The sequence below is a fragment of the Cricetibacter osteomyelitidis genome, assembly GCF_004340985.1.
In the GTDB taxonomy this organism is placed as follows: domain Bacteria; phylum Pseudomonadota; class Gammaproteobacteria; order Enterobacterales; family Pasteurellaceae; genus Cricetibacter; species Cricetibacter osteomyelitidis.
In genome coordinates this window covers 35,875-60,452 of the sequence record NZ_SLYB01000008.1, presented here as the reverse complement: position 1 = coordinate 60,452, position 24,578 = coordinate 35,875, and the positions used below count along the sequence as shown (strand labels likewise).

At 40.5% G+C, this 24,578-nt stretch carries 30 protein-coding genes; 18 read left to right on the top strand and 12 right to left on the bottom strand.

The features are described from left to right. The first annotated feature begins 3 nt into the window (after positions 1-3). The 7 genes from secY to rplQ all read left to right on the top strand — a co-directional run bounded on the left by secY (position 4) and on the right by rplQ (position 4,483). Positions 4-1,329, top strand: coding sequence for a preprotein translocase subunit SecY (gene secY / locus EDC44_RS05405; protein WP_131976151.1), 1,326 nt, complete (start codon positions 4-6; stop codon positions 1,327-1,329). A gap of 35 nt (positions 1,330-1,364) precedes the next feature. Further along, positions 1,365-1,478, top strand: coding sequence for a 50S ribosomal protein L36 (rpmJ, locus tag EDC44_RS05400; RefSeq protein WP_005625868.1), 114 nt, complete (start codon positions 1,365-1,367; stop codon positions 1,476-1,478). A gap of 139 nt (positions 1,479-1,617) precedes the next feature. Beyond that, positions 1,618-1,974 (top strand): 30S ribosomal protein S13, encoded by a 357-nt coding sequence (rpsM, locus tag EDC44_RS05395; RefSeq protein WP_005648406.1) that lies wholly within the window; start codon positions 1,618-1,620, stop codon positions 1,972-1,974. Positions 1,975-1,990: 16 nt separating this feature from the next. Next, the gene (rpsK, locus tag EDC44_RS05390; RefSeq protein ID WP_100289161.1) at positions 1,991-2,380 is read left to right on the top strand and encodes a 30S ribosomal protein S11; all 390 of its coding nucleotides are present in this window, start codon (positions 1,991-1,993) and stop codon (positions 2,378-2,380) included. A gap of 29 nt (positions 2,381-2,409) precedes the next feature. Further along, entirely contained in the window at positions 2,410-3,030 is a 621-nt protein-coding gene (rpsD, locus tag EDC44_RS05385) for a 30S ribosomal protein S4 (RefSeq protein WP_131976149.1), read from the top strand. A gap of 33 nt (positions 3,031-3,063) precedes the next feature. Beyond that, entirely contained in the window at positions 3,064-4,053 is a 990-nt protein-coding gene (locus tag EDC44_RS05380) for a DNA-directed RNA polymerase subunit alpha (protein WP_131976147.1), read from the top strand. A gap of 46 nt (positions 4,054-4,099) precedes the next feature. After that, complete coding sequence (rplQ, locus tag EDC44_RS05375) at positions 4,100-4,483, top strand: 50S ribosomal protein L17 (RefSeq protein ID WP_131976145.1); 384 nt, start codon at positions 4,100-4,102, stop codon at positions 4,481-4,483. A 47-nt stretch (positions 4,484-4,530) separates the two neighbouring features. On the opposite strand, the gene bcp is transcribed toward rplQ, so the two are convergent. Further along, complete coding sequence (gene bcp, locus EDC44_RS05370; RefSeq protein ID WP_131976143.1) at positions 4,531-5,001, bottom strand: thioredoxin-dependent thiol peroxidase; 471 nt, start codon at positions 4,999-5,001, stop codon at positions 4,531-4,533. Between the two features lie 118 nt (positions 5,002-5,119). On the opposite strand from bcp, the gene dapA reads away from it, so the two are divergent. Continuing rightward, the gene (gene dapA, locus EDC44_RS05365) at positions 5,120-6,013 is read left to right on the top strand and encodes a 4-hydroxy-tetrahydrodipicolinate synthase (RefSeq protein ID WP_131976141.1); all 894 of its coding nucleotides are present in this window, start codon (positions 5,120-5,122) and stop codon (positions 6,011-6,013) included. A gap of 89 nt (positions 6,014-6,102) precedes the next feature. Here the strand turns inward: dapA and grcA are convergent, their stop codons facing one another. Beyond that, on the bottom strand, positions 6,103-6,486 hold the full coding sequence (gene grcA / locus EDC44_RS05360; protein WP_131976139.1) for an autonomous glycyl radical cofactor GrcA: 384 nt from the start codon (positions 6,484-6,486) through the stop codon (positions 6,103-6,105). A gap of 310 nt (positions 6,487-6,796) precedes the next feature. Here grcA and ung point away from each other — a divergent pair, with 310 nt between their 5' ends. The 5 genes from ung to pfkA all read left to right on the top strand — a co-directional run bounded on the left by ung (position 6,797) and on the right by pfkA (position 10,878). Next, positions 6,797-7,471, top strand: a complete 675-nt coding sequence (ung, locus tag EDC44_RS05355) for a uracil-DNA glycosylase (protein WP_131976137.1) — start codon at positions 6,797-6,799, stop codon at positions 7,469-7,471. 29 nt (positions 7,472-7,500) lie between these two features. Next, positions 7,501-8,277, top strand: a complete 777-nt coding sequence (gene yaaA / locus EDC44_RS05350) for a peroxide stress protein YaaA (protein ID WP_131976135.1) — start codon at positions 7,501-7,503, stop codon at positions 8,275-8,277. Between the two features lie 3 nt (positions 8,278-8,280). Beyond that, positions 8,281-8,865, top strand: a complete 585-nt coding sequence (locus tag EDC44_RS05345; RefSeq protein WP_131976133.1) for a hypothetical protein — start codon at positions 8,281-8,283, stop codon at positions 8,863-8,865. A gap of 15 nt (positions 8,866-8,880) precedes the next feature. Further along, positions 8,881-9,780, top strand: a complete 900-nt coding sequence (locus tag EDC44_RS05340; RefSeq protein ID WP_131976131.1) for a cation diffusion facilitator family transporter — start codon at positions 8,881-8,883, stop codon at positions 9,778-9,780. 132 nt (positions 9,781-9,912) lie between these two features. Next, complete coding sequence (pfkA, locus tag EDC44_RS05335) at positions 9,913-10,878, top strand: 6-phosphofructokinase (protein WP_131976129.1); 966 nt, start codon at positions 9,913-9,915, stop codon at positions 10,876-10,878. Between the two features lie 68 nt (positions 10,879-10,946). On the opposite strand, the gene EDC44_RS05330 is transcribed toward pfkA, so the two are convergent. Beyond that, positions 10,947-11,240: a YfcZ/YiiS family protein gene (locus EDC44_RS05330; protein WP_131976127.1), complete on the bottom strand. Its 294-nt coding sequence runs from the start codon at positions 11,238-11,240 to the stop codon at positions 10,947-10,949. A 204-nt stretch (positions 11,241-11,444) separates the two neighbouring features. Here EDC44_RS05330 and EDC44_RS05325 point away from each other — a divergent pair, with 204 nt between their 5' ends. The 5 genes from EDC44_RS05325 to EDC44_RS05305 all read left to right on the top strand — a co-directional run bounded on the left by EDC44_RS05325 (position 11,445) and on the right by EDC44_RS05305 (position 15,395). Then, a complete protein-coding gene (locus EDC44_RS05325) occupies positions 11,445-12,737 on the top strand; it encodes a porin (protein WP_131976125.1) in 1,293 nt (430 codons plus the stop codon). Between the two features lie 65 nt (positions 12,738-12,802). Next, positions 12,803-13,342, top strand: coding sequence for a methylated-DNA--[protein]-cysteine S-methyltransferase (locus tag EDC44_RS05320; RefSeq protein WP_131976123.1), 540 nt, complete (start codon positions 12,803-12,805; stop codon positions 13,340-13,342). 1 nt (position 13,343) lies between these two features. Beyond that, positions 13,344-14,273 (top strand): aminodeoxychorismate synthase component I, encoded by a 930-nt coding sequence (locus EDC44_RS05315; protein ID WP_131976121.1) that lies wholly within the window; start codon positions 13,344-13,346, stop codon positions 14,271-14,273. Then, on the top strand, positions 14,257-14,829 hold the full coding sequence (locus EDC44_RS05310; RefSeq protein WP_131976119.1) for an aminotransferase class IV family protein: 573 nt from the start codon (positions 14,257-14,259) through the stop codon (positions 14,827-14,829). Before EDC44_RS05315 ends, EDC44_RS05310 begins: the two co-directional genes overlap by 17 nt. Continuing rightward, the gene (locus EDC44_RS05305; RefSeq protein WP_131976117.1) at positions 14,826-15,395 is read left to right on the top strand and encodes an anthranilate synthase component II; all 570 of its coding nucleotides are present in this window, start codon (positions 14,826-14,828) and stop codon (positions 15,393-15,395) included. The genes EDC44_RS05310 and EDC44_RS05305 overlap by 4 nt, the downstream gene beginning before the upstream one ends. Here the strand turns inward: EDC44_RS05305 and EDC44_RS05300 are convergent. The 9 genes from EDC44_RS05300 to nrfA form a co-directional block, all read right to left on the bottom strand. Beyond that, positions 15,384-16,577, bottom strand: a complete 1,194-nt coding sequence (locus tag EDC44_RS05300; protein ID WP_131976115.1) for a BaiN/RdsA family NAD(P)/FAD-dependent oxidoreductase — start codon at positions 16,575-16,577, stop codon at positions 15,384-15,386. The two genes, EDC44_RS05305 and EDC44_RS05300, sit on opposite strands and share 12 nt — an antisense overlap. After that, positions 16,574-17,395 (bottom strand): TPR domain-containing protein, encoded by an 822-nt coding sequence (locus EDC44_RS05295; protein ID WP_131976113.1) that lies wholly within the window; start codon positions 17,393-17,395, stop codon positions 16,574-16,576. The genes EDC44_RS05300 and EDC44_RS05295 overlap by 4 nt, the downstream gene beginning before the upstream one ends. Beyond that, the gene (gene nrfF, locus EDC44_RS05290) at positions 17,395-17,868 is read right to left on the bottom strand and encodes a heme lyase NrfEFG subunit NrfF (RefSeq protein WP_131976111.1); all 474 of its coding nucleotides are present in this window, start codon (positions 17,866-17,868) and stop codon (positions 17,395-17,397) included. Before nrfF ends, EDC44_RS05295 begins: the two co-directional genes overlap by 1 nt. A gap of 1 nt (position 17,869) precedes the next feature. Beyond that, positions 17,870-18,397 (bottom strand): DsbE family thiol:disulfide interchange protein, encoded by a 528-nt coding sequence (locus EDC44_RS05285; RefSeq protein WP_131976109.1) that lies wholly within the window; start codon positions 18,395-18,397, stop codon positions 17,870-17,872. After that, positions 18,387-20,321: a heme lyase NrfEFG subunit NrfE gene (nrfE, locus tag EDC44_RS05280; RefSeq protein WP_131976107.1), complete on the bottom strand. Its 1,935-nt coding sequence runs from the start codon at positions 20,319-20,321 to the stop codon at positions 18,387-18,389. The genes EDC44_RS05285 and nrfE overlap by 11 nt, the downstream gene beginning before the upstream one ends. Positions 20,322-20,409: 88 nt before the next feature. Beyond that, positions 20,410-21,369, bottom strand: a complete 960-nt coding sequence (nrfD, locus tag EDC44_RS05275) for a cytochrome c nitrite reductase subunit NrfD (RefSeq protein WP_165870227.1) — start codon at positions 21,367-21,369, stop codon at positions 20,410-20,412. Then, positions 21,369-22,049 (bottom strand): cytochrome c nitrite reductase Fe-S protein, encoded by a 681-nt coding sequence (nrfC, locus tag EDC44_RS05270; RefSeq protein WP_131976103.1) that lies wholly within the window; start codon positions 22,047-22,049, stop codon positions 21,369-21,371. The genes nrfD and nrfC overlap by 1 nt, the downstream gene beginning before the upstream one ends. Beyond that, positions 22,046-22,702: a cytochrome c nitrite reductase pentaheme subunit gene (nrfB, locus tag EDC44_RS05265; protein ID WP_131976102.1), complete on the bottom strand. Its 657-nt coding sequence runs from the start codon at positions 22,700-22,702 to the stop codon at positions 22,046-22,048. The genes nrfC and nrfB overlap by 4 nt, the downstream gene beginning before the upstream one ends. A gap of 87 nt (positions 22,703-22,789) precedes the next feature. After that, complete coding sequence (gene nrfA, locus EDC44_RS05260; RefSeq protein ID WP_424276099.1) at positions 22,790-24,253, bottom strand: ammonia-forming nitrite reductase cytochrome c552 subunit; 1,464 nt, start codon at positions 24,251-24,253, stop codon at positions 22,790-22,792. Positions 24,254-24,578: the final 325 nt, after the last annotated feature.

Below are 24,578 nucleotides of genomic sequence, written 5' to 3'. Positions count from 1 at the left end.
TAAATGGCTAAGCAACCAGGGTATCAAAATAGAAGCACTCAAAGCGGTACTGGTGAGCTAAAACGTCGATTATGGTTTGTTTTAGGTGCACTGATCGTCTTTCGTATTGGTTCTTTCATTCCGGTTCCTGGTATTGATTCGGCCGTATTAGCTCAATTAATCGAACAACAAAAGGGCACCATCATTGATATGTTTAATATGTTCTCTGGTGGTGCGTTGAGTCGAGCGTCAATTTTTGCCTTAGGGATTATGCCGTATATTTCGGCATCTATCATTATTCAATTATTGGCAACCGTACATCCTGCATTAGCAGAATTAAAGAAAGAAGGTGAAGCCGGTCGTCGTAAAATTAGCAAATATACTCGTTATTCCACGTTGGTATTAGCTACGATCCAAGCAATTGGTATTGCGACAGGTTTGCCAAGCATGTTACCGGGTCTAGTTCCAAATTTAGGCTTCGGTTTTTACTTTACTGCTGTTGTGAGCTTGGTAACGGGAACGATGTTCTTAATGTGGCTAGGCGAGCAAATTACAGAACGCGGTATTGGTAATGGTATTTCTTTAATTATTTTTGCAGGTATTGTGGCAGGACTTCCTTCTGCAATCGGTCAAACTATTGAGCAGGCTCGTCAAGGGCAAATGCATCTATTAGTTCTTTTATTAATTGCCGTAATTGTTTTTGCAGTAACATATTTTGTTGTCTTTATCGAAAGAGGACAAAGAAGAATCCGTGTTGAATATGCTAAACGTCAGCAAGGTCGTCAAATTCTTGGTGGGCACAGCACGCATTTGCCATTAAAAGTAAATATGGCAGGTGTAATGCCGGCAATTTTTGCATCAAGTATTATTTTGTTCCCTGCAACTATAACCACTTGGTTTGGCCAAGGGGCAAGTTTAGAATGGCTTTCTGATTTATCATTATTGTTAGCGCCAGGACAACCATTGTATTTGGTTTTGTATGCAGCGGCAATTATGTTTTTTAGTTTCTTCTATACTGCAATGCAATATAATCCTCGTGATACTGCAGATAATTTGAAAAAATCTGGTGCATTCATACCGGGAATTAGACCAGGTGAACAGACATCACGTTATATTGATAAAATTATGACCCGCTTAACCTTAATTGGTGGGTTATATGTCACATTTGTGTGTTTGGTTCCTTATCTTATGACATCGGCATGGAACGTACAATTCTATTTTGGTGGTACTTCTTTACTGATTGTTGTAGTGGTAATTATGGATTTCATCGCTCAGGTTCAAAGTCATTTGATGTCAAGTCAATATGAATCTGCGTTGAAAAAAGCAAACCTTAAAGGGTTTGGACAATAATTTTATTGTCTTTTAAATGTAAATAGGGATAAGCAATGAAAGTTCGTGCTTCCGTTAAGAAAATGTGTCGTAACTGCAAAATTGTTAAACGTGAAGGTGTTGTTCGTGTATTATGCAGCGACCCTAAACATAAACAACGTCAAGGTTAATTAAACATTTTTCTTGCAAAGAACCTGCTGAGCAGTTATACTGCTCAGCTCATTTATGTCCTGATGCACTGTTTGAGTATCCTGAAAACGGGCTTTTCAAGATCAGTGTATCAATTAATTTTAATAATAGGAGTGCATAGTGGCCCGTATTGCAGGCATTAACATTCCTGATCACAAACACGCTGTAATTGCATTAACTGCGATCTACGGTATCGGTAAAACCCGCTCACAAGCTATTTGTGCAGCAGCTGGTATTGCTGAAGATGTTAAGATCAGAGAATTGTCTGAAGAGCAGATTGATAAACTGCGTGACGAAGTTGGTAAATTTACCGTTGAAGGTGACTTACGTCGTGAAGTAACATTAAACATCAAACGTCTATTAGACTTAGGATGTTATCGTGGTTTACGTCATCGTCGTAGTTTACCTGTACGTGGTCAACGTACTAAAACTAACGCGCGTACCCGTAAGGGTCCTCGTAAACCGATCAAGAAATAGTCGGGGTAAATAGAAGATGGCTAAAACACCAGTTCGTGCACGTAAGCGTGTAAAAAAACAAATTGTAGATGGCGTAGCTCATATCCACGCATCTTTCAATAATACAATCGTTACAATTACTGACCGTCAAGGTAATGCTCTTGCATGGGCAACTGCAGGTGGTTCAGGTTTCCGTGGTTCTCGTAAATCTACCCCGTTTGCCGCACAAGTTGCAGCAGAACGTTGTGCTGAAGTCGTAAAAGAGTTTGGCTTAAAGAACTTGGAAGTTATGGTTAAGGGCCCTGGTCCTGGTCGTGAGTCTACTATTCGTGCATTAAATGCAGCGGGTTTCCGTATTACGAATATTACTGATGTGACTCCGATTCCACATAACGGTTGTCGTCCACCGAAAAAACGTCGTGTTTAATGGCGTTATAGGATAGTTGGAGAAAGAAAATGGCAAGATATTTGGGTCCTAAACTCAAGCTAAGCCGTCGCGAAGGCACTGACTTATTCCTTAAGTCTGGCGTTCGTGCGATTGATTCAAAATGTAAAATTGATACAGCACCCGGTCAACACGGTGCTCGTAAACCGCGTTTGTCTGACTATGGTAGTCAATTACGTGAGAAGCAAAAAGTTCGCCGTATGTACGGGATCTTAGAACGTCAATTCCGTAACTACTATAAAGAAGCAAACCGCTTAAAAGGTAACACAGGTGAAAACTTATTAGTGTTATTAGAAGGTCGATTGGATAACGTTGTTTATCGCATGGGCTTTGCAGCAACTCGTGCAGAGGCTCGCCAACTGGTGAGTCACAAAGCCGTTGTTGTAAATGGTCGTGTTGTGAATATCCCATCATTCCAAGTTTCCGTTAATGATGTTGTTGCTATTCGTGAAAAATCGAAAAAACAAGCACGTATTAAAGCATCACTGGAATTGGCAGAACAAAGAGAAAAACCGACATGGTTAGAAGTTGATGCCGCTAAAATGGAAGGTGTGTTCAAACGTGTTCCTGAACGTTCTGATTTATCAGCAGACATTAACGAACATCTGATCGTCGAGCTTTACTCTAAATAATAGTTAAAGCTTAGTAGCAATAGAGAGGATAAAATGCAGGGTTCTGTTACAGAATTTTTAAAGCCACACTTAGTTGATATTGAGCAAATCAGCCCAACTCACGCTAAAGTGATTTTAGAACCGTTAGAGCGTGGTTTCGGTCACACTTTAGGTAATGCTTTACGTCGCATTCTTCTATCTTCAATGCCGGGTTGTGCCGTGACTGAAGTAGAAATTGAAGGGGTATTGCACGAATATAGTAGTAAAGAAGGTGTTCAAGAAGATATTCTTGAAGTGCTTTTAAACCTTAAAGGTCTAGCGGTTAAGGTTCAGAATAAAGATGATGTTATTTTAACATTGAATAAATCTGGCATTGGCCCTGTTGTTGCAGCCGACATCACCCACGATGGTGATGTTGAAATCGTAAATCCTGAACATGTAATCTGTCATTTAACAGACGAGAATGCATCGATTAGTATGCGTATTCGTGTACAACGTGGCAGAGGTTATGTTCCTGCTTCAGCTCGTGTGCATAGTCAAGATGAAGATCGTCCTATCGGTCGTTTATTGGTAGATGCTACTTATAGTCCGGTTGACCGTATTGCCTACAATGTAGAAGCAGCACGTGTTGAACAACGTACTGACTTAGATAAGTTAGTGATTGAACTGGAAACTAACGGCACTATTGATCCGGAAGAAGCGATTCGTCGTGCAGCAACAATTTTAGCAGAGCAACTTGATGCATTCGTTGATTTACGTGATGTTCGTCAACCTGAAGTTAAGGAAGAAAAACCGGAGTTTGATCCGATTTTATTACGTCCTGTTGATGACTTAGAGTTGACAGTTCGTTCTGCTAACTGTTTGAAAGCAGAAACAATTCATTATATCGGTGACTTAGTACAACGTACCGAAGTTGAGTTATTAAAAACGCCTAATCTTGGTAAGAAATCTCTTACTGAAATTAAAGACGTACTCGCTTCACGTGGTCTGTCATTAGGTATGCGCCTTGAAAACTGGCCACCGGCAAGTATTGCCGAAGACTAATATAGTCTGGTCACTGGGTTAAGATTTTTCTGAGAAGGATAAGGTCATGCGCCATCGTAAGAGTGGTCGTCAACTAAACCGTAATAGCAGTCATCGTCAAGCGATGTTCCGCAATATGGCAAGTTCTTTGGTTGAACACGAAATCATCAAAACAACTTTGCCTAAAGCAAAAGAATTACGTCGTGTAGTTGAGCCGTTAATTACATTAGCTAAAGAAGATAGCGTTGCTAATCGCCGTTTAGCTTTTGCTCGTACTCGTAACACAGATACCGTTGCGAAATTATTTAATGAATTAGGTCCACGTTTTGCACAACGTGCAGGTGGTTATACCCGTATCTTAAAATGCGGATTCCGTGCAGGCGATAACGCGCCAATGGCATACATTGAGTTAGTTGATCGTCCGGAAGTTGCAGAAGCAGCTGCGGAATAATAGATTCAATTAAAATTAAAAACCCGCTATATTAGCGGGTTTTTGTTTTATAAATTTTGTTCTAAATAGTTCAATACGACTTGATGATGATCTTTGGTTTTAAATTTATCAAAAACTTGTTCGATAATACCTTGTTCATTGATTAAAAAACTAATACGATGAATGCCATTATAGGTTTTCCCCATAAATTTTTTCTCACCCCACACACCGAATTGTTCTGCAACCTTGTGGTCGACATCAGAAAGCAAGGTAAAATTCAAGGCTTTCTTCTCAATAAAATTAGCTAATTTGTTTGGTGCATCGGGACTAATGCCTAAAATAACCACATCAAATTTGTCTAACTCAGTTTTTGCATCGCGTAATCCATGGGCTTGCATAGTGCACCCCGGTGTCAATGCTTTAGGATAGAAATAAAGCAGTACTTTTTTGCCTTGAAATTGTGTCAATGAAACGAGTTCATTCGCTTGATTTGGCAGTGTGAAGTGCGGTGCGATATCGCCAATTTTTAATGTATTCATTTTATTTTCCTTTTATTTGTTTAAAATCATAAAAAACACTTGCAAATTATATCGTTTTTAGCGATCTTTAAGAACATCGACTTCAATAAATAAAATATAAAAAATCTTCGGAGGATTTATGGCAAACACACTTTTGTTTTCAGGCAGTTTAACTGCAATGATCACCCCAATGAATAATCACGGTGAAGTAGATTATGATGAGTTGAAAAAACTCGTAGAATATCATATTAAATCCGGCACGGACGGTATTGTAGCGGTCGGTACAACCGGTGAGTCGGCGACTTTAAGCATTGATGAAAATGTGAAAGTAATTCAAAAGACCGTTGAATTTGCAGCCGGACGTATTCCTGTGATTGCAGGTACCGGATCTAATGCAACGAGCGAAGCCATTGCAATGACTAAATTATTGCGTGATAGCGGTGTAGCAGGATGTTTATCTGTGGTGCCATACTATAATAAACCGACACAAGAAGGGATGTATCAACACTTTAAAGCGATTGCGGAATCAACCGATTTACCTCAAATTCTTTATAATGTGCCGGGGCGTACGGGAAGTGACTTACAACCTGAAACCGTAGGTCGTTTGGCAAAAATTCCTAATATTGTGGGAATTAAAGAAGCTACAGGTGATGTGAGTCGCGTAGCCAAAATTCGTGCATTAACCGGTGAGGATTTCATTATTTTAAGCGGTGATGATGCGACAGGTTTGGAATTAATGAAATTGGGCGGACAAGGCGTGATTTCTGTAACCAATAATGTTGCTGCCGCGGATATGGCGAAAATGTGTAAATTCGCACTGGAAGGTAATTTTGCAGAAGCAGAGGTAATCAATGAACGCTTGATGGCACTACATAAAGATTTATTTGTGGAGTCTAACCCGATTCCGGTGAAATGGGCAGCATATCGTATCGGTTTGATCGCCGAACCGGTATTACGTTTACCGCTGACCGTTTTAAGCGAGCAGGCACAACCTAAAGTAGAAGCGGCCTTAAAACAGGCAGGGCTGCTTTAATAAGTGCGGTCTTTTTTTATAAAGTTTTATAAATTGTACTCAATAAAAAAGTAACATCAGTGATGTTACTTTTTTTGTGAAATCGAAAATTATAAACTTTCAGTGAAAGTACGAGTAATAACGTCGCGTTGTTGTTCCGGAGTTAGCGAGTTGAAACGTACTGCATAACCGGAAACACGGATGGTTAATTGCGGATATTTTTCCGGATTTTTAACGGCATCTTCTAAAGTTTCACGACGTAAAACGTTTACGTTTAAGTGTTGACCGCCTTCCACTTTTACACGCGGAGCAATGTCAACCGGTAATTCGCGATATTCGAATTGACCTAATTCGTTTACTGCCACCACTTGATCTTCAGCGAAGTCTCCTTTAGCACATAAACAACGAGCTTCACCTTTGTCGCTATCCAATAACCAGAATGAGTTCAATAAATTGTCGTTAGCGGCTTGAGTAATTTGAATACCTTTAATCATATGAATGCCTCCATTTGGCTGTTTGTTAATCTAAATTGGTGCAAATTTTATCAAAAATTTTTATCTTTTCAAATAAAATTGATCTAAAACAAGTGATATTTCATTAATATTTTATTAAATTTGATTTTAATCAAAATAAATATGATGTATTGGCGGTTATTTTAACATATAAGTAACTGCATTTAACATTTATTTAAAGTTATTTGTTGGGAATATGGTTCTTTGAGTGGTAAATTTGCGGTCAGTGACAAGCCAACTTGCAATGTTTATAATATAAGCCACATTTAATTGGTGATAAAGGGAGAGAGTTGTGGAAACGTGGAAAGATGCTATCGGTATAGAAAAAGAACAACCTTATTTTAAATCTATTTTGCAACAAGTCCATGCGGCACGCGCCAGCGGTAAAATCATATATCCTCCGCAAAATGAAATTTTCAGTGCATTTAAATTGACCGAATTTGCTGATGTAAAAGTAGTGATTTTAGGACAAGATCCTTATCACGGGCCGAATCAGGCACACGGATTGGCCTTTTCTGTCAAACCCGGCATTGTACCGCCGCCGTCATTGGTCAACATCTATAAAGAACTCAGCACGGATATCGAAGGTTTTCAGGTTCCAAATCACGGTTATTTGGTGGATTGGGCGAAACAGGGGGTGCTGTTACTTAATACGGTATTAACCGTAGAGCGGGGCATGGCTCATTCCCATTCGAAATTCGGTTGGGAAACGTTTACCGACCGTGTTATCGAACAATTAAACAATCATCGCGAACATCTTGTGTTTTTATTATGGGGCAGTCATGCACAGAAAAAAGGGCAGTTTATTGATCGTAATAAACACCGTGTGTTGACTTCGGTACATCCGTCCCCTTTATCGGCACATCGCGGATTTTTCGGTTGTCGCCACTTTTCCAAGGCTAACGACTATTTGCGGGAGCAAGGGTTAGCGGAAATTAATTGGAAATTGACCGCACTTTCATTATAATTTGCCTTCAATTAACGAAAGGAACAACAATGTTAGCCATTATTTCACCGGCAAAAACGCTTGATTATCAAAGCGAAATCCCAAAATTTTCTGTAACACGACCGCACTTAACGGATTATAGCGAGCAATTAATTGATTTATGTCGTCAATTATCACCGGCACAAATCGCGTCATTAATGAGTATCAGCGATAAATTAGCAGGACTTAATGTCGCCCGCTTTGCCGAATGGGAAAAAAAGCATAACCAACAAAATTCCCGTCCTGCGATTTATGCCTTTAAAGGCGATGTATATACCGGATTAGCGGCAGAAAGTTTGTCGGAGCAAGATGTGATGTTTGCCCAACAGCATTTGCGTATATTATCAGGATTATATGGTCTGCTGCGTCCGTTGGATTTAATGCAACCGTACCGTTTGGAAATGGGAACGAAATTAATCAACCGCAACGGCAAGGATTTGTATGCTTTCTGGGGGAATGTCATTACTCAATCTTTACAGAAAGCCATTGACGAACAAGGTGATAATGTATTGGTGAATCTGGCATCGGATGAATATTATAAATCCGTTAAAGCCGATAAATTATCGGTAAATATTATCAAACCGGTTTTTTTAGATAATAAGAACGGTAAATATAAAGTGATTAGTTTTTATGCTAAAAAGGCTCGCGGTTTAATGTGCCGTTATATCATTCAACATCGCCTGCAGGAAATCGAACAGCTAAAAGAATTTGATTTAGACGGTTATTATTTTGATGCAACCGCATCCACTAATACGGAATTTGTCTTTAAGCGGGATTTACAAGAGTAATTTATGAAAAAATATTTGTTACTAAGCCTATTGTTTTTAAGCGGTTGTACACTATTGCAGTCACCACCGACACAATTAGATGCGCCTAAAAAAATCACTCATGAGAATAAAGCCTATCGTTTGGGGAAACATCGGGATTTGATTGATGTGACTCGTTATGTGTATTGGTTGCCGAAGCAAAACGCCCAAAATTGGCAAAGTGCGGTGGAATTATTTTTAGATCGAAATAAACAAAAGCGGGATTTGCAACAACGGATTGCATTACGTAAAAAAATTTATGGCGAACATCCGACAGGTTTAAACAGCTACAATCTTTACACGGAAAATGATTATTTATACGGCTATATTATTTATAAACCGACCAAACTGAACAAAAGTTGGCAGGTGGATGTATTAAAAGGTAAAAATGTTGATCGCTGTGGTTATGTGCAGTATCAGTATTCGGTAAAAGTCGCCCGCACCGGTAAAATCCGCCAAATGTCATCGGACAAATTGGTCGGATATTTGAAAAAATACGTGGCCGATAAAGAATTGGCAAAATTAAAACAAGCCGATTGGAAATGGCAGTGTGTAAAGCCTAAGACCTAATTAAAGATATAAACAATGCAAGAAGTCTATTCCAAACAAGTCCGCAGAGCTGCAATTTTCGCAATTTGCACCGCACTTTTACTGGTTTTGGTAAAAGGTGTCGCTTGGTGGAAAACGGGATCCGTGAGTATGTTGGCCTCTATCACCGATTCCTTATTGGATTTACTGAGTTCTTTTACCAGTATGTTGATCTTGCGTTTTGCTCTTATGCCCGCAGATAATAACCATTCGTTCGGTCATGGCAAAGCGGAATCAATGGCTTCTTTGGCTCAAAGTGCATTTATATCCGGTTCGGCAATATTTTTGTTATTACAAGGCATCCATCGCTTAAATGCCCCCGTTGAATTGCCGCACTCCGAACTGGGAATTGCAGTTACCTTATTTTCTATCGCCGCCACTTTTGTGTTGGTAATATATCAACGTAAGGTGATTAAACAAACCGATAGCCCCGCAATTAAAGCGGATCGCCTGCATTATCAAACCGACTTATTGATGAACCTTGCCATTTTGATTTCCCTACTTTTAAGTATGCAGGGCTTTATCTGTGCCGATGCCATTTTTGCTATTTTAATAGCGGGTTACATTTTGTTAAACGCGGCAAAAATGTTGTTTGAAGCCATTCAGTTATTGCTGGATGTTGCATTACCTGAACATGAAATTCGTCTGATCGAACGCATTGCTCAAGAAGACAAAAGCGTGATTGGCATCCATGATTTACGGACTCGGCGAGCCGGTGCGATCCGTTTTATTCAACTACATTTGGAATTGGACGATAATCTTTCTTTTATTGAAGCACATAATATTACGGACAGAGTGGAGCGTAAATTAAGCACCGCTTTTCCGATGTCGGATATTATGATTCATCAGGAACCGACCTGCGTCGTAAAGGCGGAGGGAAAACATAAATTTGCATAAGATCAAAGTTACAGGGCTTTTTTGTAAATTTTTTTAGTTTTTTCTAGTACGGATAACTATAATGGTGTAATCTTAGCGACAATAAATAAGCATTTATTTAATTTTTTAAAATATATCAACGAAGGATAAATTATGATTAAGAAAATAGCTGTGTTAACCAGTGGGGGCGATGCTCCGGGGATGAATGCTGCGATCCGTGGTGTGGTTCGTACTGCGTTGTCAAAGGGCTTGGAAGTATATGGTATTTACGATGGTTATTACGGTTTATACCATAATAATATCAAACAATTAAATCGTTTTAGCGTCTCTGATGTGATTACGCACGGCGGCACATTTTTAGGCTCTGCACGTTTCCCGGAGTTCAAAAATCCGGAAGTGCGGTCAAAATGTGCGGATGTTTTACGTTCTCATGAAATTGACGCGTTAGTGGTGATTGGTGGTGACGGTTCATACACCGGCGCTAAATTATTAACGGAAGAACACGGTTTCCCTTGTATCGGATTACCGGGAACGATCGATAATGATGTTGCGGGCACGGATTATACTATCGGTTATCAAACCGCGTTAAACACGGCAGTGGAAGCTATCGACCGTTTACGTGATACTTGTAGTTCACATCAACGAATTTCTATCGTAGAAATTATGGGACGTAATCGCGGTGATTTAACTTTAGCGGCTGGTATCGCCGGTGGTTGCGAATATATCATCGTGCCGGAAGTGGATTTCAGCCGCGAAGAATTGATTCGTGAAATCGAAGAAAGTTTTGCTAAAGGTAAACGTCATGCGATTATTGCAATTACTGAAAATATGACCGATGTAAACGAACTGGCGAAAGAAATTGAAGAGCGCATTAAACATGAAACCCGGGCAACCGTATTAGGTCACGTACAACGCGGCGGTTCGCCTTGTGCTTTCGACCGTATTTTAGCTTCCCGCATGGGTATCTACGCCGTTGAATTGCTATTGCAAGGTAAAGCCGGTTATTGTGTGGGTATTCAAAACGAAGAATTGGTGCATCACGATATCATTGACGCGATTAATAACATGAAGCACCCGTTTAACCATAAATTATTGGAAAAAGCGAAACAGTTATTCTAATCCGATGAACGAAGAAAAATACCGCATTTAATTGCTTAAGTGCGGTATTTTTTTACAAAATTTTTAAATTAACGAGTGGAAAGTTGGAAGATCATACTTTCCGCCTGATATTCAAAAGCGAAGTTTGCCGTTAATTGATAACCGCCTTCAACTGCTTTAATTGTGCTGCTAATTTCGATTGGATCAGCGGCGGCTTCATTTGCTTTCTCGGTTAAATACGCCAATGCGGTTTGAGCGTCTTGCTCGGTGGCATAAACTTGTTCAAAATCGACCGCACAATCGCTGTTATCAATCACTGTACCCACATCGACACAACAGCATACTTTCGCTTCTTCAGCTTTACATTGTAATGGTTTGCTCATATTTTATTCCTTCTGGCTTTATTGAAAATTTGAATTATTCTAACAAAAATTGTCGGTGTTTTATACTTTTTTCAGTATATATCGCTATAACTGGTCGGAGCAGGGCGATCATTTATTAAATTTTATTTGCTCCAAATTGGGATGTTCACTAGAATCCTAACTTCTTGGTTTTTAAAAAATTTTTAACTTTTAGGGAATTTTTCTATGAAAAAGAATTTACTTTGTAAAACATTATTTTCTTGGATATTGATAGGTGCAGCGGGCAGAGCTCATGCTTCCGCATTTCAATTGGCAGAGATTTCAACTTCAGGTTTAGGTCGGGCTTATTCCGGTGAAGCCGCTATCGCAGATAACGCATCAGTGGTTGCCACCAACCCGGCATTAATGGCTCAATTTGATAAAACAGAATTTTCTGTGGGTGGCGTTTATGTCGATTCGAGTATTAAATTATCCGGAAAGACTAAAGTTCTGAAGCGGTCAGGATATCCTGCTAGAGATGCTGGTAATGATAATGTCATCCCCGGTGCTTTAGTGCCAAATTTCTATATTGTTCATCCGATTAATGATCGTTTTGCTATCGGTGGCGGAATGAATGTCAATTTCGGTTTAAAAAGCGAATATGACGGCACCTATGCAGCCGGTATATTTGGTGGTAAAACTGATCTGACCGCGCTTAATTTTAACTTAAGCGGTTCATATAAAATCTCTAAAGGCTGGAGCGCGGGTATTGGTCTGAATGCGGTTTATGCTCAAGCTGAAATTGAACGAACGGCCGGTATTTTATCTCCAGCACTTCCAATAAAGCCATCCGATGTTATGGTTCATTTAAAGGGTAATGCCTGGGGATTCGGTTGGAATGCCGGTTTGGTTTATGAAATTAATGAACGTAACCGTTTCGGTTTAGCATATCACTCGTACATTGATCTTGATTTTAAAGATAATAATGCTTTTAGCTATCAGCCAAAAACAAGGGGCTTCCCTTATGCGTATTATGATGTAGGCAGATTAACTTTAAATCTTCCGGCATATTGGGAGTTTTCCGGCTATCACCAAATGACGGATAAATTCGCCATGCATTATAGTATTAAATATACGGAATGGTCTCGTTTTAAAGAATTGCACGGTACTTATGATTCGGGCTTAACGGCATTCCGAAAAACCGAAAATTATACGGATAATACCCGTATTGCTTTAGGTGCAACCTATGATGTGAATGAGAAATTAACATTACGTGCAGGTATTGCTTTTGATGAAGCCGCGGTAGGCGAATATGAAAGTGCTTCTATTCCGGATACGGATCGTACCTGGTACAGTTTAGGGGCAACTTACCACTTTACCCCGAATCTGTCAGTCGATTTTGGCTACGCGCATTTAATAGGGTCGAAAACAACATTTAAGGAACGTAAAACTATTTTAGAAGGTTTAACGATTGAAGCCGATTATACAAGCCGGGCACATGCAAACCTTTACGGTTTAAACCTAAACTATCGTTTCTAATTTCATAAAAAATATCGCATAATAAGCACCCTGAGCGGGTGCTTTTTTAATGGGAATTAATGACAATGAGCGAAATTTATTATAGCTATTTTCCGTCACCGGTGGGGCGGTTATTAATGTTGGCGAAAGACAACAAACTGACTAACTTGGATTTTGAAGCCGAGCAAACTACGCTCAATCCTAAATGGATTGAAAACAATGAACTGGAAGTATTTATAACTGTGAAAAACGCCTTGACCCGTTATTTTAACGGTGAACCGGAGACTTTTGCGGATATTCCTTTAGCACCGCAAGGCACAGCATTTCAACAACGTATCTGGCGGGCATTATTGCAAATTCCTTACGGCGAAACCAACACCTATGGCGAATTAGCTAACCAAATTCAAAATCCGAAAGCGGTACGGGCGGTAGGCGGAGCCGTGGGAAGCAATCCTATCAGCATTATTATTCCTTGCCACCGCGTATTAGGCAAAACCCGCGAGCTTACCGGATTTGGCGGAGGATTACCTGCCAAACGCTATTTATTACAACTGGAGAATATCACGTTTGTGGATAAAGGCGTGGAATTTGTAAAACAAAAATTATTGAAAAAATACCGCACTTAATATGACAAAACCCTTTTTCTTTCTTATTGATTTTGAACAACAAAAACCGCAAATCATACCGCTGAACGAGGCGGCAAAGTGCGGTGTGTTTTTTGATATTTTAGGCAATACAAACGTTGACTGGCAATGTGATTTACCGACAGCGCTATTTTATTTGCAGAAAAATCCAATGCCTTACGAGCAATATCGGCAAGGCTTTAAAATCGTGCAACAAAATCTGCATTTTGGTAATACTTATTTGCTCAATCTGACTTACCCGACACCGATTAGCACCAATTATAATTTACAACAAATTTTTCAGAAAACCACCGCACCTTATAAACTATTGTTTAAAAATGAATTTGTCTGTTTTTCACCGGAATGTTTTGTAAAAATGACAGGAAATCATATTTACACTTACCCAATGAAAGGCACGATTGACGCAGATTTGCCGAATGCCTACGAGCAGCTTATCAATTCAACAAAAGAGCAGTGGGAACACAATACAATTGTGGATTTAATGCGAAACGATCTGGCAATGACCGCAAAAAATATTGAAGTGACCAAATTTCGTTATATCGATAAAATCAACACGGAAAATGGTTCGATCTTGCAGACAAGTTCGGAAATTCGCGGCGAACTGCCGGAAAATTGGCGGAATGATCCGTTATCCTTTATTCTGCCTTTATTGCCGGCAGGTTCAATAAGCGGTGCTCCGAAAGAAAAAACCGTACAAATCATTCGGCAGGCGGAACAGCAAGCACGGGGTTATTACAGCGGGATATTCGGTATTTTTGACGGCGAAAACCTATACAGTGCCGTGGCGATCCGCTACATAGAACAAACCGCCCAGGGCTTACAATTCCGCAGTGGCGGCGGTATTACCGCTCAAAGCCAATGTGAAGCAGAATATCAGGAATTATTGCAGAAAGTTTATGTACCCATTATTTGAAACCATAGCCTTTATTAATGGTAAACCGCAGAATTTGGCGTATCATCAGGCGCGCTATGAAAAGTCTTTATTTGAATTTTACGGTTTGGCGGAAAGTGCGGTGAATCTAGCGGAAATTTTGGCAAATCCCACCGCACTTCCGAGCAATGAATTGGTACGTTGCCGTATTGATTACAACCAATACAGTCAACAAATCCAATTTTTTCCTTATAAAAAACGGTATATTCGTACCTTTCAACCAGTGATTTGCGACGAGATTCGCTATAATTTAAAATTTTCCGACCGTACTTTATTAAATCAATTATATGAAAAGCGGGGACAGTCCGATGAAATTATGCTCATCAAACAAGGAATGATCACTGATTGTACTATCGGAAATCTGATTTTAAAACGCCAAGGCGAGTGGTTTACACCGGATACCCCTTTGTTGCAGGGTACGCAACGGGAACGATTATTACAGCAACAAAAAATTCAATTACGGCATATCCCTTTGAAAGAATTGGATTTATTTGATGAAATCAGATTAATTAACGCAATGAACGGACTGGATGAATGAAAAAACTCTTACTAATCGATAATCACGATTCTTTCACTTATAATTTGGTGGATTTATTGCGAAAATTATCTGTGGATTTTACTGTTAAAGCGGTGGAGCTGGTGAGTGTGACGGAAGTGACGAATTACAGCCATTTATTAATTTCACCCGGCCCGGATGTGCCGAAAGCCTATCCGCAAACGTTTGAAATATTAGAAAAATATCACCGAGAAAAATCTATTCTAGGCGTGTGCTTGGGTCATCAAATGCTGTGCGAATTTTTCGGTGGCGTGCTGTATAACTTAAACCACGTCCGCCATGGTCAAGAAGGATTGCTTACTGTAAACAAAAATTCTTTATTATTTAAAGGATTACCAAAACAATTTGATATCGGTTTATATCATTCATGGGCGGTAAGTGCGGTCGATTTTCCGCAAGATTTACAAATCACCGCCACTTGTCAGGATGAAATTGTGATGGCAATGCAACACAAAACGCTGCCGATTTACGGTGTACAATTTCATCCCGAATCGTTTATTACACAATTCGGACGGGAAATGCTGGAGAATTGGTTATCACAATCTTAATTTATCGGTAATGCTCGTTGCACAAGCATAAGCTGATGACCACGCCCATTGGAAGTTATAACCGCCGAGCCAGCCGGTGACATCTAACACTTCACCGATAAAATATAACCCTTTGACGTTATTGGCTTCCATAGTTTTTGATGAAATTTCAGTGGTGTCAACACCGCCTTGAGTGACTTCCGCGGTGCGATAGCCTTCCGTGCCGTTTGGGACGAATTGCCAGTGATGGATTAAATTTTCTAAATTTTTTAACCGCACTTTGCTTAGTTGTGCCAGTACATCATCTTGAATTAGTTTTTGTTCCAGCCACAATTCTACTAATTTTTTCGGCAATAAATGGCTTAATGCGGTTTTTAGCTGCATTTTCGGCGATGATTGACGCTGTTTATTCAAATATTCTGTGATGTTGTACGTCGGTAATAAATTGATTTCCACACTTTCATTGGGTTGCCAATAGTTAGAAATCTGCAAGATGGCAGGGCCTGACAAGCCGCGGTGAGTAAACAGCATATTATGCTGAAAGTTTTGCAGATTGGTGCTGACAGACACCGACAACGAAACGCCGGCAAGTGCGGTCAGATATTTGTCATTTTCCCGATAGGTGAAAGGCACAAGACTGGCTCTCGGTGCAATCACGTTAATGCCGAATTGTTCCGCAACTTGATAACCGAAAGGCGTTGCTCCTAATCCCGGCATAGACAAACCGCCGGTAGCGATCACTAATTTTTCGCATTGCCAAGTCTGTTTGTTCGCTTGCACCTTAAAACCGTTTTCCGTTTTTTCAATTACACTGACTTCACTGCGTAAGCAGATGTTTACATTATGCTGATCACATTGGTTTTTCAGCATATTCACAATATCTTCCGCACCGTTATCGCAAAACAGCTGCCCCAGTTCTTTTTCATGATAGGGAATATCGTTTTCGGCGACCATAGCGATAAAATTCCATTGGGTATAGCGAGCCAGTGCCGATTTCACAAAATGGGGATTTTGGCTGAGATAATGCTTTGAGGTCACATCCATATTGGTGAAATTACAAAACCCGCCACCGGACATTAAAATTTTCCGTCCGATTTTTTTACCGTTATCCAAAATAGTTACAGAACAACCGCACTTGGCAATTTGAGCGGCACAGAATAAACCGGCTGCACCGGCTCCGATAATCAGTACATCCGTTTTCATTGTTTATTTCTCGCACTTTGCAACATTTCTGCCATTTGCATACTTTGAATAATCGCCCGACGATCTACATCGGTGTAGCCGCTGTCTAGAATTTGCTGCCAGATTTGCAAGGCTTTGCGGTAATCGGTTTGTAGAAAGGCATCGGATGCGAGTAAGGATAATGCAGCAGTATTTTTCGGATCTTTTTCCAGTGCGGCATTGAGTAAGTTTAACGCTAATGTATTTAGCCGCTGACCGTTTTGATAATATAAGGAAGCGGCGGCGGCACTGAGAATATCCGAACGGCTGCCGAGTAAGCCTTCCGCATTGCCGAAAGCGGTGAGTGCATGTTCAAACTCGTTGTTGTACATATAAAGCTGACCTAATTCAAACCAGTTTTCACCGTTATTGGGATCCTGACGTAATTTATTTTGAATATGTAAAATTGCATCGTCATTTTTTTGCATACTGCTGGAATGTTCAAATTTAGCCAGTTTTTCACCGGACTGCTGCAAACCCAGTTCGGCAGTTGTCAGACGGTTAAGGGAAAAATAATAGCCGAGTGCCGCAATAATAAGGAGTAAAGCAAAAAATATTGCAGATTTTTTGGAAAAATGCACCGCACTTTTAATGTTGGGATTTTGCGAATATTGTTCGTCTTGCAACAATCGCTGAGCCATTTCGTCTGCTAAAGGCTGATCTGCGTAGCGGATTTGTTGCTGATATAAGGCGATATTTGTCTGGCGGCGGTAATTTTTCTGCCAATCGAAATAGTGAGCAAAAGGAATCGCCATTATGCCGAACGTGATAAGAATAAATGCGAGAATACCGATAGCCATTATTTATCCTGTTGATTTAATAAGGTTTTCAATGCTTGTTGCTGTGTGTGATCAAGCGCGTTCGATTGAATTGATTGCTGCTGCCGTTGGCGTAAATATCGCCACATTAAGCCGGCTGAGAGTAATAAGAGAAAAAACGGAGCAAGCCAGAGCAGGGCGGTTGTCCACTGAAAAGGCGGTTTATAAAGCACAAAATTGCCGAAACGGGATGTCATTACATCAATAATTTCTTGATTTGACTTGCCATCGTCCACCATTTTATATACTTCAAGGCGTAAATCATAGGCAATTGGCGAGTTGGATTCTACTAAGTTTTGATTTTGACACTGCGGACAACGCAGGGATTTTGCCAATGCTACCGCACGCAGACGATCATCGTTATTTTTAAATTGATGGGTATCCACCATTTCTGCCGTAGCAAAAAAAGCAAAAAATAAGCTGATGACGAATAAATAAAAATTAACTTTTTTCATTTTATTGTGCATTAAGTTCAGTCATTAAAGGTTGAAATTCCTTACGCCAGATTTCCCGATTAATAGCACCGGAATAACGATAGCGAATAACGCCGTGCCGATCGATTAAATAGGTTTCCGGTGCACCGTCCACGCCTAACTGCATTGCCAATTGACCTTTGCTATCATCAATATTCAACCAATAAGGATTACCGAATTTTTTCAGAAAATCCACCGCACTTTGCGGTTTATCGCGATAATCAAGGCCGATAATTTTAATTTCTTTTGCTAATTCCGTTAAAAACGGCATTTCATCTTTGCAATAACCGCACCAACTGCCCCACACATTTAGCAAATGTATTTCCTTTGGCAGAGAGGTATTATTCACGATCCGATTGGCTTCTTGCACCGTGGGTAAATGAAATTCCGGTACGGGTTTACCGATTAAGGCGGAAGCCAATTTTTTCGGATCTTTCTGTAATCCGGCAACCAGCAACAGACATAAGCCTAAGATTAAAATCAGCGGTAAAAATAATAACTTACGATTCATTTTTGGTTTCCTTGGGATTTCCTCCGCTATTTTCTCTATATAAGCCGAACATTGCCGATAAGGCTCCCAATGCCATAATGACACCACCAAACCAGAGCCAGCGGACAAAAGGCTTATAATGCAAACGGAAGGTAAATTCACCGTTGCCGAGCCGATCTCCCATCACAATATAGAGATCACCCAGCACGCCCCATTCAATCCCTACTTCACTCATATTCATTGTGCGGACATCGTAATAACGGCGCTCCGGATACAGTTCGGTGTATGGCTTGCCCTTATGTGAAATGTGGAATATCGCTTTTTCTGCCGTATAGTTCGGGCCTAATTCGTTACGGAAGCCTTGGTAGCAAAATTCGTAATTACTTAGTGTTTCGCATTGTTGCGGTTTCATTCGTACACCGATTTCACTACCGAAATAACCGCTCATTACCGCTCCCAGCACTGTGATAGCAACGCCGCTGTGAGCCAACAGCATCCCCATTCGTTTTATGCTGAGTTTAAAGTAGTTCTGCCATAGTGTTGCCAGCAATAACCAAATCGACAGTGCTAATAGGATAAATGCAGATAGATTGAATTTTAAGCTGTTGTCCGTTTCTATTTGCATATAAACCAGCACATAAGCTACTACTAACGCTGGTAATAATAACAATGTCCGCTTAGTCAATAAAGTGCGGTCAATTTTTTGCCAATTTACTGCCAAGGCGATCATCATTGCGAGCAACAAGACAATAATTAACGGTAGGAAAATGCTGTTAAAATAAGGTGCTCCCACAGAAATTGAGCCCCAGCCCAAGACGGAAAACAGCATCGGGTAAAAAGTGCCTAAAAAAGTGCTGATAGTAGAGATGGTAAATAAAACGTTTACAAAAAGCACCGCACTTTCTTTAGAAATCAGGGCAAAACGAGCGTTAGTTTTCACTAAGTTGACTTTAAATGCAAAAATGCTTAATGCTGTGACGATCAATAGGAAAAACAGTACCAGCAGTGCGGCTCCCCGCTGATTATCCACCGCAAAGCCGTGAACGGAAGTGAGTACGCCGGAACGCACAATAAAGGTACCGAGAATACTTAGGGAAAAAACAAAAATCGACAGCAAAATTGTCCAGTAACGGAGAATGCCCCGTTGCTCTGTGGCAATTAAAGAATGTAACAACGCAATGGCTAACAGCCACGGCATTAGGGAGGCATTTTCCACCGGATCCCAGAACCACCAACCGCCCCAGCCGAGTTCGTAGTATGCCCACCAAGAACCAAGGGCAATGCCGAGCGTAAGGAATAACCAAGATGCCAATACCCAAGGGCGCATCCAGCGAGCAAGAGCGGCATCTAAGTGACCGCTGAGTAATGCGGCAATAGTCATTGCAAAATTCACCGCAAAGCCCACATAGCCGAGATAGAGCAATGGCGGGTGGAAAATTAATCCTACATCTTGCAACATTGGGTTGAGATCACGTCCTTCAAAAGGAGCTGGAAACATTCGCACAAAAGGATTGGAAAAAAAGAGAATAAATATCGCAAATCCCAAGCAGATTACGCCGAGTATATTTAATGTACGGGCAGAAATAATGGGATCTGTTTTGCGGCTGCACAAGGCAAAAGCTATTAACCATAAACTAAGCGAGAACAGCCAAAACAGCATTGAACCTTCGTGTCCGCCCCAGGTCGCGGCGATTTTGAAAAATACGGGTAATTGCGAGTTGGAATGTAATGCTACATATTCCAATGAAAAATCGTCAACGGCAAAAGAATAGGCTAAACAGCCGATAGAAATAGTGCAGAAAATACCGAATAAATAACTGAAATTCCAGCTTAATCCCATTAAAACGGGATTGTTACGCTTAATCCCGATATGGGGAACCACCGCCAGCAATAGGGCGGATAGCGTAGCAAAAAGAAGTGCAATAAAACCGAGTTCAGGGATCATAAGCCGTAAATTAATTTGGTGGTTTATATAATGTAGGTGGGCAACGAGTGCCCACCTGATTTGATAAGATTATAGCATTAATGGATTATTATGCTATGGTCATTTGTCCCGCGTATAGGATAAAGTAACGCAAACAGAGTACACCGATTAGGTCGAAAATCGAAATCCAAATAATGAAAGTGCGGTTATATTTTAATGAATCTTTTGCCGTTAAATTCGCTAAGATTGGAATTAAAATACCGATAAGCATTACTCCGATCCAGAAGACCGCCCCCCAGAATCCGCTGAGTGCATTATACAAAGAGACCGTTTTTTGACCGCCGCCAAAGTATAGACCCACAAAGAAGCAGACGATTAAACCAAGCTCGGTAACCATAATCGGCACTTCAAATTTGTGCATAAAATGCACTTCATGGGAATCCCCTTTTAATTTACCTGCAATCAAGATCACTAAGAATGTTGCGGCGATACCGGATGATGTACCTGATGCCAGGAACAACGCAGGTAATACCGGATTATTCAACATCGGATAGCTGATTAAAGCGGATAATAAGAAACCGGTGTAAGCCCCTAATACCGCAGCCAGTATAAATAAAATAACTTCTACCAGACCGTTTAAGCGTTCTAACTTCGCAATCCATTTCACAACGAATGTGAGTTTAGGGGCAAAACGATTGAGTAGTTTTTCAAGGTCATCCTTGAAAATTACCGCCATCCAGAATACGAGAGCGAGCATATATACTTGGAATAGCATTACCCCCATAGACATCACGGAATTAAACTGATAATTGAACATCAAATACCAGAATGTCCAAGGACGAGCCAAGTGGAAAATCAACAATAATAAACCGATGATTACCGTTGAGGGACCAAGGATTGCCGCCGCTCGGATAATCCAGTTGGCACTTGGATTTTCAAGTTTATGCGTGCGTTTATAGGCGATTGCCAACTGTACTGCACCGGATGAAATACCAAGCAAGAATAAGTAGATAGCAATACTTGAATCCCAGATGAGATTCGGGCTTTGGAATGGTACATATTCGTTCATTATCTATGTTCTCCCTTTCCAAATGGGATATGATATAAATTCGGTTTCGTACCAAGCTCTAATTTGGTGCGATAAACAAAATTATCACGCACTTTTTTGGCAACGGCACTGTTCGGATCATTCATATCACCGAAAGTTAATGCTTTAGTCGGACAGGCTTCTACACAAGCCGGTTGTTTACCGGCGGCAAGATTGGTATCACGACAGAAGTTACATTTATCCGCAGTTTTGTGTACCGGATGAATAAAGCGAACACGATACGGACAAACTGCGATACAGTATTGACAGCCGACGCATAGATCTTTATTTACATCCACAATACCGGTTGAGGCATCAATAAAGGATGCACCGGTCGGACACACTGCAACGCAAGGTGCATTAGTACAGTGCTGGCACGATTGACGGAAAAATTCATATTCCTGATCAGGAAACTCACCGTAAGGTCCGCTACGCAGGATCTCTAAACGGGAAACGCCTTCAGGAACTTGGTTTACATCACGACAGGCATCCATACAGGCGGTACAGCCGATACATGATGTTTCATCATGTACCATGGCATAACGAATCGGTTTATCCTGTGCTGATTTCTCATCTTTAGCTAAACCTGTCGCTGGCACTCCGGACATAAGGGCTAAAGCTCCAATGCCGGAAACAAAATTTCGGCGTGAGCAATTCATTATTTTTTATCCTTTTGTTCAGGGTTTGCCGATCCGGCTTGTTTTTCCGCTTGTAAAGCCTGTTGTTTACCATGACAATCAACGCAAAGCTTAACTTGTTGTTTTTTCGGTAAATCTTTCATTGCTTCTTTTTCAGGGTGCAATGTATGGCAAGCTGCACAAGGCAATTTCATTGCGTGTACATCATGAGCCCAAAGTTTTTCACGAAGTTGTTCCGGTTTATGACAAGAGAAACACACTTGGTTTTGCTGCTCAACGCTATACATCGGTTTTTCTTTGCTGAAAATATCCGTTTGGAAACGCATTACATCTTTTGCACCGCGACGATGTTCTTCAGAAATATTACCGTGACAGCTCACGCAAGTAATCGGATTACCGGTACTCGGATTAGTTTTAGATAAGTGAATCCCATGGAATTTACCTGCATGGAATATCCCTTTTTGCTGATCCGCATCATTGTCGAATTTATGACATTTAGCACAATATTCGTTTGGATTACGTTGGTTATCCAATTGCGGCTCATATGTTAGTTGGCTACTGTTGCTGTTGCTCATTGGTGTTTGGGTTTCCGCTAATGCCGGGAAAGACACCGCAAATAAACCGGCAACTAACGCAATGGCTTTGTAGCTCTGTTTGAAAATTGCATTTAAGCTCATTTTTATTACCTCAATTTAGCTTTAAAAGTGACCGCACTTTAGATTGTGGAGATGTTCGCACAAAAGTGCGGTCATTTTTTGTGAAGTTTAGTTTTTAGGAATTAAGCCTTTTTCTTGAGCTTCTTTTTCCCATTGAGGTACAACGGTTTTGATAAATTCCGCTTTTAATTTACGTTCTTTTTCGATATCAACACCGGTGGCTTTCCACGCTTTATCCGCAGTAGAAATATCAGGAATTTGTACCGGTTGGTTCACACCGTGTTTGGCTAAAATACGTGCTAATTCGGTACGGGCTTCGGTTACACGATCCAAGCCGGTGCCTAATACGTGCAGGATTACTTCCGGTGCGTGCATTTGACCGCCGTGGCCTGCAGCACTGTAGTCCCAACGCCATTGAGCATGACGAATCGCTACTAATGCGTTGTTCATTTCTTCTTTGTTTGCACCCGCATCCCAGGCTGCTTTCGCTTCAAAGTGTGCTTTTACAAGTTGATCTTCTAAACGGAGCATTACGTCTTTGATTTGGGATTTACGTGTTTTTACGATGTTTTTCAAGGTTTCTTTTTCTTGATCGTGACAGTTCGCACAAGTGCTTTCAAAGGCGTCAAACGGATTCCCGATTTTGTGATCGGTATAGACTTTACCATCGGCATCTTTCACTTTAGGCATATGACAGTCGATACAGGTTACACCGTTTTTACCGTGGATACCCATTGACCAGGTTTCATAGTCCGGGTGTTGTGCTTTCAACATTTGTGCTTTAGAAATTGCGTGTGTCCAGTCGGTAAAGCCGATTTCATCGTAGTATTTTTCGATTGAATCCGCGTCAACGCCTTTATCCCAAGGGAAAGTTACTTGTTTTAAGCTATCGGCGAAGTAGTATTCAACGTGACAGTTCCCACATGCGGCAGCACGTTTGTCGGTGTTGTCCATTTTGTCAAATGGTTTACCTAATTTTTCCAAGGCACGTAAGACGTGCGGACGAGCAATGCGTAAAGCCGGTTCACCGCGAGCGAATGCTTTTGAAGTTGTGTCATGGCAGTCGGCACAACCGATAGAGTTAACCACTTCGGCACCGCCTTTTGACCAAGGACCGCTGAAATAGCCTTCCTCACCCCATTCCGCGATTAAACGAGGAACATCAGGACCTTTACAAGTCCAACAGGCCATGGGTTGAAGATCTTTTCCACCTTCTACACCCGGTGCACCGGTACGTAAAATATTACGTACGTCAGTTACGGTATAAAAGTGACCACGCGGTTTTTTATAGTCTTTAGCAAAGGCATAACCGGCCCATAATACAACGGTACGCGGATCTTCTTCATTTACTGAAACCAAATCAGTTGATTCGGACGTTTTTGCCCAAGAATTAAATTGTTTCGGATATTGATCTGCGAATTTTGCATTATTTGATTGGATAATTAAATTCGGATTCGGGGCTTCAATAGGTTGTTTAGGCGGCGTATATTTGAATTCCGCCATTGCATTTTGAGAAAGTGCAAACCCCATCATTGCAGTCGCCGCAATTAGACTTTTATTAAATAGGTTCACGATAATCACTCCACTTAAGTTAGTTAACTAAATTATTTGTTTTTAATGAAAATATTTCTCATTAAAAACAAGGGAATATAAAAATATAGAAATTAAATTTAGGGCTAAAGTAACAAAAAATGTAAGGCTTTTCTATGGGAGGGAAGAGAATTATTTGATGATTTATTGAGATTGATCAAATTTTTGATGAAATTTGTTTTTTTATATGGAAAAATGTAGCATGCCATACCCCTAATTAGGTATGGTTAAACTTATTAAAATTCAAACGGTTAAGTGTTATTTTTTGATGATGAAAAATGTAGAGTGAATTCACTACCTATAAATA